Source organism: Zoogloea sp. GDB6 (genome assembly GCF_056724105.1).
The window spans coordinates 1,488,876-1,502,694 of the sequence record NZ_CM161497.1 but is presented as its reverse complement, the minus strand read 5'-3'; the positions used below and the strand labels follow the sequence as shown (position 1 = coordinate 1,502,694).

Genomic DNA, 13,819 nt, shown 5'->3' with positions numbered 1-13,819 from the left:
TGAATTCATGGAAGTACAGCGCATTACCTTGGCACTCGATGACCAATCGGGAGGTTTCGAAACCACCCTAGATCGTGTTCGCCTGGCGGATTTGGCACGCTTCACCGACGATGTGCAGAGTTTCCTCCGGGGTGAAACCAAAGAGGTCGACACGCAGAATCTGGAAGTAGCGGTCCGCAAGGGATCCCTGGCCATCGAGACAGCACCCATACCGGTGGCGCCCCGACTGTTTGCCGACCTTCAAGCCATGCTGAACGGTGACTTGCTGGACAGCCTCGACACCAAGCGGAAGGAGGTCGTGGAGCGCTGGCAAAAAACTGCGCGCCAGACCCGCGGTCTGGCTTACAGGATTTCGGCCCCCTTCCTGTCACGCCCTGTCGTGGTCAGTGCGGATTCCGATTACCGTGGCGATGACGCCGACCAGTGGGTTCAGGTTGAACGCTACATACGGGGCGAAATTCAGGATCTGGGCGGAATCACCAAGGCCAATGCGCACGTTCGGCTACCGGACGGCTCCACGCTGAGAGTCACCACGGACAAGAGCTTGCTGCGGGAAGACAAGGTCAATCGGCTGTACAAGACGGCCATGCTCCGCATCAAGGCTGAGTACAACGTCCTCACCCGCGAGCTACGCAATGCCCGCTTGGTGGAGTTTGTGGAGTACGTCAATCAGGTTGACGAAGCCGACCTGGAACGCCTGACACGTCGCGGGGCAAGCGCCTGGAAAGATGTGAGCGATGCCACGGCCTGGGTGGATGAATTGCGGGGGGGCGAGCATTGAATAGCGCCCTGCTGGACACCAGCTTCCTCATAACGCTGGCCGATCCCTCCAGGCCGCACCATGCCGCCGCCCAACAGTATTTCCGTGAATGCGTCTCCCGGCAGATACCCATGTATCTATCGACATCGTCATCTCGGAATTCCAGGTCAAACAAGCCATCAACGACCTTCCATTACGCAATCTGGTCGTATTGCCCTTCAATGTCGACCACGCCATGCGCTGTGGTCTTCTGATCCGTCAATTGTCGCGTGACCCCGCCGACGATCGTGTTCGCGTAAAGGATGATTTCAAGCTCATCGCCCAGTGTGACTGTGAAGAGATCAGCCATCTACTGAGCGAAGACGAAAGCACCTTGGTCAAATACCTTGACCGCGCCCAGACCCCTGGCCAGCCCGTGACCCGATCAGTGCTCCTCAAGCAGGGGTATGACGTCTCATGGTTCGAAAACGGACAGTTCAGATTGCCTGAGTGACGCACTGAATACCCAGAGCAACAACACCCACTTCGTATAACAAGAGGCGGCTCCATCAAACTTACGGACATGCCTGTCAGGAACACAATCCCGCAGTCGATCTCCATCGGGCAGCCGCTCATCCGCTAATCGACCGACGATACGTAAAGCAAGTCCCGCTAAGAAATCGCAGCGGCCAAGTCCGCAATGCAGCGAGCGCGTTGCAGCTTGTCCTTGATCACTTGCAGGCTAGCGCGGTGCATGTAGCAGCGGGGAAACGAATCCAGGCATTGCGCCAGAGTGCTTCTCAATGCATCCAGGTCCACCGAGCCTCTCTCTGTAAGTTCGAACTCCAACAGCACTGGCACGTTCAACCCCGAGAATAAGGCCGAGACGATTGATGCGCCGTACCCTACTTCCCGCATACGCTTGATGTCCAAACCAACGAAACGAATGTTCTTCGCGTCGAAGCACCGCCCCGCGCTATCCACAAAGTACTGGTCTTTGAGCATGCCAGACCAATAGGCATGAAGCGGACACTCACGCATTTCATCACGGGTCCGCGCTACAAAGGCGTAGCGCCGCCCTTTGCCAGGCGATGAAATACCAAGGACCGGAAACTCGATTGCACGAACAATCATCGATGACCTGCAACTTCCCGTCCGACTTCACCGAAATAACCGCTCAGGCTCTCCGCGGTCAGGACCTGGCCTGACGGCAGGCCGGCCAGCACCCTTTGGAGGTCTGATACGTTGGGTAAATCCGCCGAGATGTCCTGCAAACCGGATATGAGATGGGCCAATTGGGTTGCGGTGATGGCGACCGCCGGTTCGATCTTGAAACGTTCGCGGCGGCGGCGAAGACCCAGGGTCTGCCACCAGCTTGCAGGTGCAACGCCCTTGGAGATCAGTCCATACAACGCCCCTTCACGGTCCAGAATCCACCGGGAACCCGCTCGACCATCGCGGGCAACATTCAAATCAAGTTGCCCTGAGTCCTCATCGAGCCGACCGACGCGTTCGAAGAAGTCCCTACGCACCACGACCAACGCGTCGCGTTTGCACAGTAGAACGGGGAACCGCATGCTTTCTTTCCTATATCCACAGCCAATGAGCAGGCCCATACCATCGGTATATTGCATCCGCTACTGTAGTCTTCTTCCAGGCTGGTAGGCAGGCCGCCAAACAGGCTGCAGGCGGCGCGCCCAGACAAGACCATAAAACGGAAAGCCCCCAGGCAAGGGCTGATAGCTCATCCTCCACGCACCATAGCGGCCTCCGGCCAATACCGGCTCAATCCCGAAACATGAAGAAAACATGAAGCCCTTGCTTCCCCTGCTCCTGCTGCCAGCTCTCCTCGCAACCCAATCCCATGCCCGAGACTCGTTCCTGACTAAAGGCCAATCACTCAAATCCGCCAGAGCCGCAATCATCGCGAAAGGCTGGAAACCGGTGCGTAACGTCAGCGAAAGGCTTACCACGGAGGAAATGCTCTACCGTGCCGGGTATCAGGAGGTTGTCGGCTGCGCGATGGATATCGGCCAGTGCGTATTGCTGTACCGAGACAGGAAACGACGGTGCCTGTCGCTATACGTTTCCGGAGAGGACGTGAAGCGCATGACGGTAGCCGGTTGGGACAAGCGTTGTCAGTGAACAAGCCGCAGACCTGTCCACCGTAGGGACACGCCCACCGTGCGATTGATCCCTGAATAGCGAAATCGGAAAACAACTTTCCAGCTTTCGGCCTCCGAATCCGAAAATTCGGACTCAAGCTCCGAAACTTCGATCTCCATCACCGAAATTTCGACCTCAACCACCGAAGTTTCGGACTCAGAGATCGAAACTTCGGATGACTGGGTCGAAACTTCGATCTCCGAGTCCGAACATTGGATCTCGCGATCCGAACTTTCGATGCCTGCATCCGAAAAATGGAAGGCAACCATCCGATGACGGATGACTGCGTTCCACTCCCGCGCGACGAGTAGGCGCTAACGCGCCAGACCAACCCACACACCGGCAAGACAGCAGCCAACTCGCGAACACCCTCTGCCAGCACGAAACGGCCACCGTCAAAGCCAACAGCCGTTTCCACGCATGCCCCCAGCAACCGCTCAAACCCCAGCAAAGGCTCGGTGCCCACAAAAAGCCCGTCCTGAACCGCCGAGCAGCACAGCAGCAGGCGGGGAAGTCCGGCGCGGCTGTCTGAGGAGGCGCAGCCGACGAGTTCCGCGACGGCCGCCTGCTGCGAGCAGCGCAGGGCAGTCGTCCGCAACGCGGACGACCGGTGAAGCACGGGTCGCCTTCTTTGCCTTCTTTCTTGGCGACGCAAGAAAGAAGGTCGCCCGCCGGGGCGAGTCCCGGCCAATTCAAGCCGATAAAACGGAAAGCCGGCCAGCAAGGCACAAACTTGCGCCGGCAAGGGCTGAAAGCATCGAGGTCAAATGAATTCGACCCCACGGAATTGGGTCCCCCGGTTGGAGGCCAGTTAGCCCTCCAAGCCCGCCACCGCTTCCCCCAAAATCTCCGCCAACCTCCTCACCCCCGGCCCCGCAAAATCCGGGTCCGCCACCACCAGATACATCTCCAGGCAGCGCACCTCCGCTCCCCCCAACGGCAAAATCTTCAGCCGCCCATCAGCCAGCTCCGCCGCAATCCGCGGCTCCGGAAACCACGCAAAACCATGCCCCGCGCAGGCGGCGGCAATGGAGGTGGCGATGCTGCTGAAGGTCCAGCGCTGCTCCACTTCCAGGATCAGGCTGCGCTTGTCGCGGGTGGAGCTGGTCTCGCGCACGTTGAGGCGGCGGTGGGGGCGCAGGTCCTGTTCGCCGAGGGTCCGCCCGAGCTGGTGCAGCGGGTGGTCGGGATGGGCGGCGGCGACGATGCGCATGCGCATCAGCGGTCGCCCGAGGAAGCCGGGCGGCACGTGGGGCGTGATGGCGATGTCGGCCTGGCCGGTGAGCAGCGCCTCGCCGGTGCCGCCGAGCACCGACTCGATGACCTCGATGCGCGTGCGCGGGGCTTCCGCGCCGAAGCGGGCGAGGCAGTCGAGCAGCACGTCGGGCGGGAAGACGATCTCCACCGCCAGCCCGATCTCCGCTTCCCAGCCGGCGGACAGCTTGCGCGCCGCCTGTTCGAGGTCGCTGGCCTGCTCCACCAGGGCCAGCGCGCGCCGGTACAGCATCTGCCCGACTGGCGTCAGCACGGCCTTGCGGCCCTGGATCTCGAAGGCGCGCACGCCGAGCTGGGATTCGATCTTCTGCACCGCGTAGGTGACCGCCGACTGGCTCTTGAACAGCACCTCGGCGGCCTGGGCGTAGCCGCCGGCCTCGACGACGGCGATCAGGGCGCGCCATTGCTCGAGGGCGATGTGCGGGACGGGTGCGGACGGCGGGTTGGGCACGGCCATATCAATCAGCTCATTCGATAGATTTAAACGAAATCTTCGTCTTTTTTATCTTCTCGGTAAATCATTAAATACACACACCAACACATCACCCGGAGAGACCAAATGAGCACCCTTCTGAAGATCAACGCCAGCCTGTTCGCCAACCAAGGCCAGTCCAGCCAGCTCGCCGAGCGCTTCGTGGCCGCCCGCGTCGCCGCCCACCCGGACACCCAGGTGGTGAGCCGCGACCTGGCCGCCAACCCGGTGCCCCACCTGGACGGCGCCCGTTTCAGCGCCTTCCTGGCCAAGCCGGAAGAGCGCACGGCCGAGCAGCAGGCGGTGGTGGACTTCTCGGATGCGCTGGTCGCCGAGCTGAAGGCTGCCGACGAGATCGTGATCGGCCTGCCGATGTACAACCTCGGCACGCCCTCCACGCTGAAGGCCTACTTCGACCACATCGCCCGCGCCGGCGTCACCTTCCGCTACACCGCCAACGGCCCGGAAGGCCTGGTCACCGGCAAGAAGGTGTACGTCCTGGCGACCCGCGGCGGCCGCTACGCCGGTACCCCGTACGACGTCCAGACCGACTACATCAAGATCTTCCTGGGCTTCATCGGCATCACCGACGTGGAATTTGTCTACGCTGAAGGCCTGAACATGGGCGAAGAGAGCAAGGCCGAAGCCCTGGCCGGCGCCCACAAGGCGCTCGAAGCCCTCGCCGCCTGATCCCGCCTTGAGAGACGAGGGGCGAGCGCGCCGCCCGGCGGCCGCCCGCACCCTCGCACGGCATCCCCAACCCCAATGGAGACCATCATGACCATCCGCAGCCTCGACAGGATCATTCCCTCCATCCCCGTTTCCGACGGGGCCGGCGTGAAGCTCCGGCGCAGCCTGGGTCAGAGCCCCTTCCTGCGCCTGGACCCGTTCCTGATGCTCGACGAGTTCGCGTCGGACAATCCGGACGACTACATCGCCGGCTTCCCGCCCCATCCGCACCGGGGCTTCGAGACGGTCACCTACATGCTGGCGGGGGATTTCGAGCACCAGGACCACCTGGGCCACAAGGGTCACCTGCGCGCCGGCGGCGCCCAGTGGATGACCGCCGGGCGCGGCATCATCCACTCGGAGATGCCGCTGCAGGACAAGGGCCGCCTGCATGGCTTCCAGTTCTGGATCAACCTGCCGGCCAAGGAAAAGATGAAGCCGGCCGCCTACCGGGACATCCAGCCGGAAGAGATTCCGACCGTGCCGGTGGCAGGCGGTGAAGTGAAGGTGGTCGCCGGTGCACTGGACGGCGCCGACGGCAGCAGCGTGCCCGGCCCGATCCAGGGCATCAGCACCGCGCCGCTGTTCCTCGACGTGCGCCTGGGCGCCGGCGAGCATTTCGCCCAGGGCGTGGCGGACGGCCACACGGCCTTCCTCTACCCCTACGCCGGCAGCCTGTCGGTGGGCGCGGACGGCGCCGGCAAGGTGCTGCAGGCCCGCCAGGCCGGCGTGCTGTCGGCCGGCGAGCGCATCGAAGTCAGCGCCGGGCCGGACGGTGCCAGCTTCCTGCTGCTGGCCGCCAAGCCCCTCGGCGAGCCGGTGGTGCAGTACGGTCCCTTCGTGATGAACACCCGCGAAGAGATCGAGCAGGCCCTCGCCGACTACCAGGCCGGCGAGCTGGCCTGATTACCGGCCTGAATCCTTCCAGCAAGGCCGGAGCCCGGCCGCGTCAGACGACGCGGCCGAGGCGCCAGCCGATCACCACCGCCACCAGCAGGCCGCCGCCCAGGCAGCCCGCCACGCCAATCCAGCCGTCGAACTGCCAGGCCAGCCCGGACACGGTGCCGATCAGGCTGGCCCCCAAGTAATAGCAACACAGGTAGATCGCCGCCGCCAGGGCCCGTGCCGGGGCCGGACGGCGCCCCACCCAGCTGGCCGCCACCGAATGGCCGGCGAAGAAGCCGAAGGTGAAGATCCCCACGCCGACCACCAGCACCGGCAACTGCGGCGCCACGCTCATCGCCAGCCCGGCCAGCATCAGCGCCACCATCGCCCGCAGCGTCACCACCCGCCCGAAGCGGTCGACCAGCCGCGCGCCGAGGTTGGAGGCGACGATGCCCACCAGGTAGAGCAGGAAGACCATGCCGATCTGCGCCGGGCTCAAGGAAAACGGCGGCGCCACGAGGCGGAAGCCCAGGTAGTTGTAGAGGCTGGTAAAGCAGCCCATCAGCAGGAAACCCATCGCGAACAGCAGGCGCAGGCCGCCATCGGCAAAGGTCTTGCGCGCGTTGCCGAGCACGTCGGCCACCGCCACCTGGATCGGCTGGAAATGGCGCGACGGCGGCAGCAGGCGCCAGAACAGCAGCGTGGTCAGCATCGACGAAGCCGCCAGGCAGATCAGCGCCACGCGCCAGTCCGCGTGTTCGGCGATCAGCGCGGCAAGAAAACGCCCGCACAGGCCACCCAGCGCGTTGCCGGAGATGTACAGGCCCATCGCCCGCGCCAGCGAGGTCGGCGCGAATTCTTCGCTGAGATAGGCCATCGCCACCGCTGGCAGGCCGGCGAGGGTCAGGCCGAGCAGCGCCCGCGACACCAGCAGGCTGTGGAAGTCGCCGGCAAAGGCGCCGACCAGCGTGAACACCGTGGACAGGGACAGCGCGCCGACCATCACCGGCTTGCGTCCGACACGGTCAGCAAGGATCGCCGCCGGGATCAGCGCCGCCGCCAGCGCGATGGTCGCCGCCGACACCGCGCCGCTGGCCGCCGCCGGGCTCAGCCCGAAGCCGTGGGCCAGCAGCGGCATCAGCGGCTGCAGGTTGTAGAGCAGCGAAAAGGTGGCAAAGCCGCCGAGGAACAGGGCCAGGCAGGCGCGCCGGTATTCGGCCGTGCCGGCGTGCAACTTGTCGGCGATGACGCTGCGTTCGGGAGCGGATTCCGCGCGCGGGCGGGACGGAATTTGCTGGGCGGGAAGCTCGCAGCAGGAGGCATCGGTTTGCATGGGGCCATGCTAGTCCTGCGCAAAACCACCAGTCCAATATATATTACCGACCCAATTAATACTTCAAAGATATATATGGAGCTGCGCCATCTGCGTTACTTCGTCGCCGTCGCCGAGGAGCTCAACTTCACCCGCGCCGCCGAGCGCCTGCACATCGGCCAGCCGCCGCTGAGCCAGCAGATCCAGGCGCTGGAGGAGGAGCTGGGCGCGCAGCTGTTCGAGCGCACCAAGCGCCGCGTCGCGCTGACGCCGGCCGGCCAGCGCTTCCTGGAGCACGCCCGCCGCGTGCTGGAGCAGGCCGGGCGCGCGGCGGACGACGTGCGCCGGGTAGCCCGCGGCGAGGTGGGCGAGCTGAAGATCGGCTTCACCTCGTCCCTGCCCTTCACCGCCGTGCTGCCCAACGTCGTCCGCCGCTACCGGGAGCAGCGCCCGGACGTGACGCTCAACCTGCGCGAAATGTTCACCCCCGACCAGTACGTGGCCATCGAGGCCGGCGAGCTGGACCTGGGCTTCGTGCGCTACACGGGGCTGGAAACGCCGGCCGGCCTCGACGTACGGGAGATCCACAACGATCCGCTGCGCCTGGTCATCAACGCCGCCCATCCGCTCGCCAGCCGCCCGGTGCTGAGCCTGGCCGACCTGCACGGCGAGGGCTTCATCACCTATCCGATCACGGTCGGCACCGGCCTCACCATCCTGCTCCGCGAGCTGTGCCTGAAGGCCGGTTTCGAGCCGCGCATCGTGCAGATCGCCGGCGAGGCCACCACGCAGATCGGCCTCGTCGCCGCCGGCCTCGGCGTGGCCCTGCTGCCGGCGCCGCTGGAATGCGTGCGCATCGAGGGCGTGCGCTACCTGCCGGTCAGCGACGCCGGCGCCTACCTGTCGCTGGGCGTGGCGACCCGCAAGGGCGACCGCAATCCGCTGGTGGAACAGTTCCTGTCCAACCTGGAGCCGGCCCGCGAAGGCTGACGACGCGCCCCCGGTAAACGGACGAAGCCCCCGGAAACACACGGTTTCCAGGGGCTTCATCGGGCAGACAACGCGAGACAGGCTCAGCGCCCGATGCGTCCCTTGCCGCGGGCCAGCCGGTGCAGCACCGCGACGAGGGCGTTGACCTCTTCGCAGGTGTTGTAGAAGGCCAGCGACGGCCGCACCGTGGCTTCCTGGCCGAAGCGGCGCAGGATGGGCTGGGCGCAGTGGTGGCCGGAGCGCACCGCGATGCCTTCCTCGTTGAGGGCACGGCCGACTTCCTCGGGCCGGTAGCCGTCGAGCACCAGGGACAGCACCGAAGCCTTGTCCCGGGCGGTGCCGATCAGCTTGAGGCCGGGCACGGTCAGCACGCCGCGCGTCGCATAGACCAGCAGGTCATGCTCGTAGCGGGCGATGTTGTCCATGCCGATGCGCTCCACGTAGTCGATCGCCGCGCCAAGCCCCACCGCGTCGGCGATGTTGCCGGTGCCGGCCTCGAAACGGGTCGGCGGCGCGTGGTAGATCGTCTTCTCGAAGGTCACGTCGGCAATCATGTTGCCGCCGCCCTGCCACGGGGGCATGTCCTCGAGGACGGAGCGCTTGCCATACACCGCGCCGATGCCGGTCGGCCCGAAGACCTTATGGCCGGAGAACACGAAGAAGTCCGCGCCGATGTCCTGCACGTTCACCCGCATGTGCGACACCGACTGGGCGCCGTCCACCACCGCCACCGCGCCAGCGCTGTGGGCGATCGCGACGATCTCCTTGACCGGTACGACGGTGCCGAGGGCGTTGGAGACCTGGGTCACCGAGACGATCTTGGTGCGGCTGGTGAGCAGCTTGCGGAACTCGTCGAGCAGCACCTGGCCCGTGTCGTCCACCGGAATCACCTTCAGCTTGGCGCCCTTGGCGGCGGCGAGCTGCTGCCAGGGCACGATGTTGGCGTGGTGCTCCAGGTGGGAGACGATGATCTCGTCGCCCTCGCCGACATTCTTCCAGCCCCAGGTCTTGGCGATCAGGTTGATGCCTTCGGTCGCCCCGCGCACGAAGATGATCTCCTCCGTGGACGCCGCGCCGAGGAAGCGCGCCACCTTGCTGCGCGCCCCTTCGTAAGCGTCCGTCGCCCGTGCCGCCAGTTCGTGCGCGGCGCGGTGGATGTTGGAGTTCTCGTGCTGGTAGAAGTAGGCCAGCCGGTCGATCACCGCCTGCGGCTTGTGGGTTGTCGCGGCGTTGTCGAACCACACCAGCTGCTTGCCATTGACCCGCTCCTGCAGGATCGGGAAATCCCGGCGCACCGCCTGCACGTCGAAGGCCGGATGGGCCGACGGCTGGGGCTTGGGTGCTTCCGCCTGGCGGCTGGGTTCAAGCCCCGTGTCCAGGAAGTAGAAATGCCCGGGCGCGCTGGCCGTCGGCGCCGCGGCGGCACGCCGATCACCGGCGATCTCCGCCAGGATCGAATGCAGCTCGGCCTCGCCCGGCAGCCCGAAGGACTGCGGCACGACGCGGTTCTCGGCGACCGGCAGCGCGCCCTGCGGCACCGACTGCACGGCACTCGCCTCACCCAGAAAGTAATAGGGTGTGGACGGCGCGAGCGGCGGCGGCGAAGCCGGCGGGCTGAAGGTCGGCAAGGCGGCCGCGTAGGCTTCCGGTACGCCGAGGGCGGGGTTGCCGGCCTTGCCGGCGGCGCTGGCGTGATCCAGCGGCACCGACTCGGCGGCGACCGGCGCCACCGGCGCGGCGGCCGTCAGCTGCGGGCCGACGTCGCCGAGGCGGATCTCCGGCGGCACCTCGGGCTGCGGCGCGGCGGCACCGAAGCCGCCGAGGCTGTTCGGCCCCGGCAGCCCGTTGGGCAGCGCAGCGAAGAACTCACCGGCCAGCCGGGCCAGCACGCTCTCGTCGGGCACGCCCGCCGGTACGTTACCGCCCAGGGCCGCGAGCCCCTCACTTGTAGGTGTCGGGATAGTCATGGTACTTGCCGATCTCCACGTCATCGAGGACAGCCAGTGCGTCTTCGGTCAGCACGGCCAGCGAGCAGTACAGCGAAATCAGGTAGGACGCGATGGCGTTGCGGTTGATGCCCATGAAGCGCACGGACAGGCCCGGGCTCTGCTCGCCGGCCAGGCCGGGCTGGAACAGGCCGACCACGCCCTGGCGCTTTTCGCCGGTACGCAGCAGCAGGATCTTGGTCTTGCCGTCCTCGACCGGCACCTTGTCCGACGGCACCAGCGGAATGCCGCGCCAGGTCAGGAACTGGGAGCCGAACAGGCTGACGGTCGGGGGCGGCACGCCGCGGCGGGTGCATTCGCGGCCGAAGGCGGCGATGGCCAGCGGGTGGGCCAGGAAGAAGCCGGGCTCCTTCCACACCTTGGTGATCAGGTCGTCCAGGTCGTCCGGAGTCGGCGCGCCGGTCAGCGTGGAGATGCGCTGCTCGTCGGACACGTTGGCCAGCAGGCCGTAGTCCGGGTTGTTGATCAGTTCGCTTTCCTGGCGTTCCTTGATGGTCTCGACGGTCAGGCGCAGCTGTTCCTTGATCTGGTCGTGCGGGCTGCTGTACAGGTCGGAGACGCGGGTGTGCACGTCGAGGATGGTGGTGACCGCATTCAGGAAGTACTCGCGGGGCGCCTCGTCGTAGTCCACGAAGGTCTGCGGCAGCTCGGACTCGTCGCGCTGCGAGCAGGCCACGCGCACGTCGCGGGGGTTCTTGACCTTGTTCAGGCGGTAGATACCGGCCTCGACCGGCAGCCATTGCAGCAGGTGCACCAGCCAGCGCGGGGAGATCGTGGAAAGCTGCGGAACGGTTTTGGTGGCATTCGCCAACTGCCGGGCGGCATTGTCGCCAAGGGCAGTCGGAACATCGATATGGTCGGCCATGGGAGCTCCTTATGAATTAAAAATGGAATCGTTATGAAATCTGGAGATAAGCGAGTGTCCTTTCCGGACTCCTTCGCTTCAACCGGCTATAGACGGCAAAGGCCCGGGCGGCGGGCCTTGGTGAGTCGATTGAGTGTTGTCGTGGGACTGACGAGGACGGGAGCCACCACGCTCCGCAGGGATCGGATTCGCCCCGCGGGCCCGGCGTCACTCCGCCGCCAGGCCCTCGAAGCGGGCGATCAGCGCGGACGCGGGCAGACCGAGGGCATAAGCCAGCTTGCCGACGGTGAGCAGGGACGGCATGGCCTTGCCGCGCTCCAGGTCGCCGACATAGGTGCGGTTGAGGTCGGCGTATTCGGCGAGCTGTTCCTGGGACCAGTCGCGCTCTTCGCGCAGGCGGCGCACCAGGGCGCCAAAACGGTTGGCCAGGCCAGAGAGGCCGATGGATGTGAGCATGGGGTGGGTCCTTGTATGAGTCGGTGCGGGCTCAGAGCTCCGGGGACGGCTCCCCTGTGGGTCGGACTTCACGGCGGCGTCCGCCGGCAGCCCGCCCCGCAGGAGAGCGGAAGCGGCTTCAGTCCTGGATCCACGGCAGACCACGCAGGCGCCAGCCGCCGAGCGTGCCGCGGCGCTGCTCGCCGTCCAGGTCACCCTCGAAGCCCTCGAGAATGTTGAAGGCATTGACGAAACCGGCCTTGGCAGCCGCTTCGGCGGCGGAGACGGAACGCTTGCCGCTGCGACAGAGGAAGACCACCAGCGCGTCCTTCTTGACCTTGGCTTCGAGCTCCTTCACGAAGCGCGGATTGCGGTTCATCGACGTGCCGGTCGCCCAGGCCACGTGGATGCCGGCCGGCACATGGCCGACGAACTTGCGCTCTTCGGCGGTGCGCACGTCCACCAGCACGGCGCGGCCGTCGGCGACGAGCTGCCAGGCGTCGGTCGGCGTAAGACCACCGGCATAGGCCAGGCCGTCCGCCAGGGCCTGCTGGCGGGCGTTATCGAGAAGGGTTTCGGCGATGTCGGCACTGCCGCCGGAGGGTGCTGTCGCACTGTCCGCAGAAGCCGAATCGATGGAGGTATCGAGCATGAGCGTTCTCCCGCAAGTGAATGGCCGGCACCTGATGTGGCCGGCTGACGGGAGAACATTAACGATCCGCTCCGGCGGAACGAACCAAGAAGATTTCAGAAGCGTTGCAGCTCGCGCCTCATATGCACTGCACGAATACTGATAAGCAAGCCGCCCGCGACGGGCGCGGGCGGTCTGGTCTTGCTTGCTTGTCGAACTGCGCTGAGGCTTATTCGGCCTCGAAGACGAACTGCTGGGTCGCCACGATCTCACCGTCGCTGGCCACGCACTTGTACTGCAGCATGGCGTTGCGCACCGCGCCGTGGAGGATCTTCGGCCCGGACAGGATCGTCACCTCGCGCACCGATCCGCCACGGATGACTGCCTGGGCCTTGACCACGCCGGTCACGCCTTCGGCGCCGCGGGGCACCTCGGGACGCACCTGGGTCGGGCAGCTGGCGGCCATCTCGGCGCGCACCGGCTTGGGTGCTGCCACCGGTGCCGGCGGCGCGGGCGGTGCCGGCGGCGCGATCACCGGCGGCTCGGCCGGCGGTGTCGGTGTGGCGGCGGCGATCACCGGCGCGGCGACCGGCGGCGCCACATCGGGCGGCGGCACATAGGCCGGCGGCGGCGGCGTATTCGGCTTGACCGTCGGCTCCACCTTCACCACCTTCGGCGGCGGGGGCGGCGGAGGCAGCGTCACCTCCTGGATCACCGCCGCCTCCAGCGGCTTCTTGATGACCTTGACGACTTCCCGGGCCAGGCCGGACACCAGCGCATAGCCGAGGACGACGTGCAGGCCGACGACGACGATCAGCCCGGTCGCCTTGCGCTCCGGCGCCTTGGGCTGAAAACTGTAGTTGTTTGCGGTGATCGCGTTCATTCTATGAATTGCTCGCTGCCAATGACACCAATCTTGCTCAAACCGACCCGCTTGGTCGCCGCCAGGATGCCCGCCACCACTTCGTAGCGGGCATGCCGGTCGGGCCGCAGATGGACTTCAGGCTGGGTCGCCAGCGCGGCGACGTCCTTCATCTTCTGCTCCAGATCGGCGCCGTCGACCACCGGAACGCCCTGCCAATGCACGACGCTTTTCGCGTCCACATCGATCTTCACGACCTCCGGCTTCACGTCGCTGGGCGGCGGCGTGCCGACCGGCAGGTTCAGATTGACCGCGTGCAGCTGGATCGGGATCGTGATGATCAGCATGATCAGGAGCACCAGCATCACGTCGATCAGCGGCGTGGTGTTGATGTCCACCATCACCTCGGCGTCGCTGCTACTGCTCGAACCTACGTTCATACCCATGATTTC

At 65.7% G+C, this 13,819-nt stretch carries 16 protein-coding genes; 6 read left to right on the top strand and 10 right to left on the bottom strand.

Annotation, left to right across the window (positions count from 1 at the left end; genetic code table 11):
- The first annotated feature begins 7 nt into the window (after window positions 1–7).
- Window positions 8–781, top strand: a complete 774-nt coding sequence (locus AC1PQG_RS06880) for a hypothetical protein (RefSeq protein WP_481121870.1) — start codon at window positions 8–10, stop codon at window positions 779–781.
- Window positions 782–869: 88 nt separating this feature from the next.
- Window positions 870–1,253 carry a hypothetical protein gene (locus AC1PQG_RS06875; RefSeq protein ID WP_481121869.1) on the top strand — a complete coding sequence of 128 codons (384 nt, stop codon included), beginning with the start codon at window positions 870–872 and terminating at the stop codon, window positions 1,251–1,253.
- 158 nt (window positions 1,254–1,411) lie between these two features.
- Here the strand turns inward: AC1PQG_RS06875 and AC1PQG_RS06870 are convergent, their stop codons facing one another.
- Window positions 1,412–1,873, bottom strand: a complete 462-nt coding sequence (locus AC1PQG_RS06870) for a hypothetical protein (protein ID WP_481121868.1) — start codon at window positions 1,871–1,873, stop codon at window positions 1,412–1,414.
- A complete protein-coding gene (locus AC1PQG_RS06865) occupies window positions 1,870–2,316 on the bottom strand; it encodes a hypothetical protein (protein WP_481121867.1) in 447 nt (148 codons plus the stop codon). The genes AC1PQG_RS06870 and AC1PQG_RS06865 overlap by 4 nt, the downstream gene beginning before the upstream one ends.
- Window positions 2,317–2,548: 232 nt before the next feature.
- On the opposite strand from AC1PQG_RS06865, the gene AC1PQG_RS06860 reads away from it, so the two are divergent.
- Window positions 2,549–2,884 (top strand): hypothetical protein, encoded by a 336-nt coding sequence (locus AC1PQG_RS06860; RefSeq protein WP_481121866.1) that lies wholly within the window; start codon window positions 2,549–2,551, stop codon window positions 2,882–2,884.
- Window positions 2,885–3,716: 832 nt separating this feature from the next.
- On the opposite strand, the gene AC1PQG_RS06855 is transcribed toward AC1PQG_RS06860, so the two are convergent.
- Complete coding sequence (locus AC1PQG_RS06855) at window positions 3,717–4,637, bottom strand: LysR family transcriptional regulator (RefSeq protein WP_481121865.1); 921 nt, start codon at window positions 4,635–4,637, stop codon at window positions 3,717–3,719.
- A gap of 102 nt (window positions 4,638–4,739) precedes the next feature.
- Here AC1PQG_RS06855 and AC1PQG_RS06850 point away from each other — a divergent pair, with 102 nt between their 5' ends.
- Both AC1PQG_RS06850 and AC1PQG_RS06845 read left to right on the top strand, forming a co-directional pair.
- Window positions 4,740–5,342, top strand: a complete 603-nt coding sequence (locus AC1PQG_RS06850) for an FMN-dependent NADH-azoreductase (RefSeq protein ID WP_481121864.1) — start codon at window positions 4,740–4,742, stop codon at window positions 5,340–5,342.
- An 87-nt stretch (window positions 5,343–5,429) separates the two neighbouring features.
- Window positions 5,430–6,287, top strand: a complete 858-nt coding sequence (locus AC1PQG_RS06845; protein ID WP_481121863.1) for a pirin family protein — start codon at window positions 5,430–5,432, stop codon at window positions 6,285–6,287.
- Window positions 6,288–6,330: 43 nt separating this feature from the next.
- Here AC1PQG_RS06845 and AC1PQG_RS06840 read toward each other — a convergent pair whose 3' ends face one another.
- A complete protein-coding gene (locus AC1PQG_RS06840) occupies window positions 6,331–7,599 on the bottom strand; it encodes an MFS transporter (protein WP_481121862.1) in 1,269 nt (422 codons plus the stop codon).
- 75 nt (window positions 7,600–7,674) lie between these two features.
- On the opposite strand from AC1PQG_RS06840, the gene AC1PQG_RS06835 reads away from it, so the two are divergent.
- Window positions 7,675–8,568, top strand: a complete 894-nt coding sequence (locus AC1PQG_RS06835; RefSeq protein WP_481121861.1) for a LysR substrate-binding domain-containing protein — start codon at window positions 7,675–7,677, stop codon at window positions 8,566–8,568.
- Window positions 8,569–8,651: 83 nt separating this feature from the next.
- Here AC1PQG_RS06835 and AC1PQG_RS06830 read toward each other — a convergent pair whose 3' ends face one another.
- The 6 genes from AC1PQG_RS06830 to AC1PQG_RS06805 form a co-directional block, all read right to left on the bottom strand.
- Complete coding sequence (locus AC1PQG_RS06830) at window positions 8,652–10,535, bottom strand: family 2A encapsulin nanocompartment cargo protein cysteine desulfurase (protein ID WP_481121860.1); 1,884 nt, start codon at window positions 10,533–10,535, stop codon at window positions 8,652–8,654.
- Window positions 10,510–11,439: a family 2A encapsulin nanocompartment shell protein gene (locus tag AC1PQG_RS06825; RefSeq protein WP_481121859.1), complete on the bottom strand. Its 930-nt coding sequence runs from the start codon at window positions 11,437–11,439 to the stop codon at window positions 10,510–10,512. Before AC1PQG_RS06825 ends, AC1PQG_RS06830 begins: the two co-directional genes overlap by 26 nt.
- A 207-nt stretch (window positions 11,440–11,646) precedes the next feature.
- Entirely contained in the window at window positions 11,647–11,895 is a 249-nt protein-coding gene (locus AC1PQG_RS06820) for a helix-turn-helix domain-containing protein (protein ID WP_374480774.1), read from the bottom strand.
- Between the two features lie 118 nt (window positions 11,896–12,013).
- The gene (locus AC1PQG_RS06815; protein WP_481121858.1) at window positions 12,014–12,526 is read right to left on the bottom strand and encodes a rhodanese-like domain-containing protein; all 513 of its coding nucleotides are present in this window, start codon (window positions 12,524–12,526) and stop codon (window positions 12,014–12,016) included.
- Window positions 12,527–12,734: 208 nt separating this feature from the next.
- Window positions 12,735–13,388 carry an energy transducer TonB gene (locus AC1PQG_RS06810; protein ID WP_481121857.1) on the bottom strand — a complete coding sequence of 218 codons (654 nt, stop codon included), beginning with the start codon at window positions 13,386–13,388 and terminating at the stop codon, window positions 12,735–12,737.
- Complete coding sequence (locus tag AC1PQG_RS06805) at window positions 13,385–13,813, bottom strand: ExbD/TolR family protein (protein ID WP_481121856.1); 429 nt, start codon at window positions 13,811–13,813, stop codon at window positions 13,385–13,387. The genes AC1PQG_RS06810 and AC1PQG_RS06805 overlap by 4 nt, the downstream gene beginning before the upstream one ends.
- Between the last annotated feature and the right edge of the window lie 6 nt (window positions 13,814–13,819).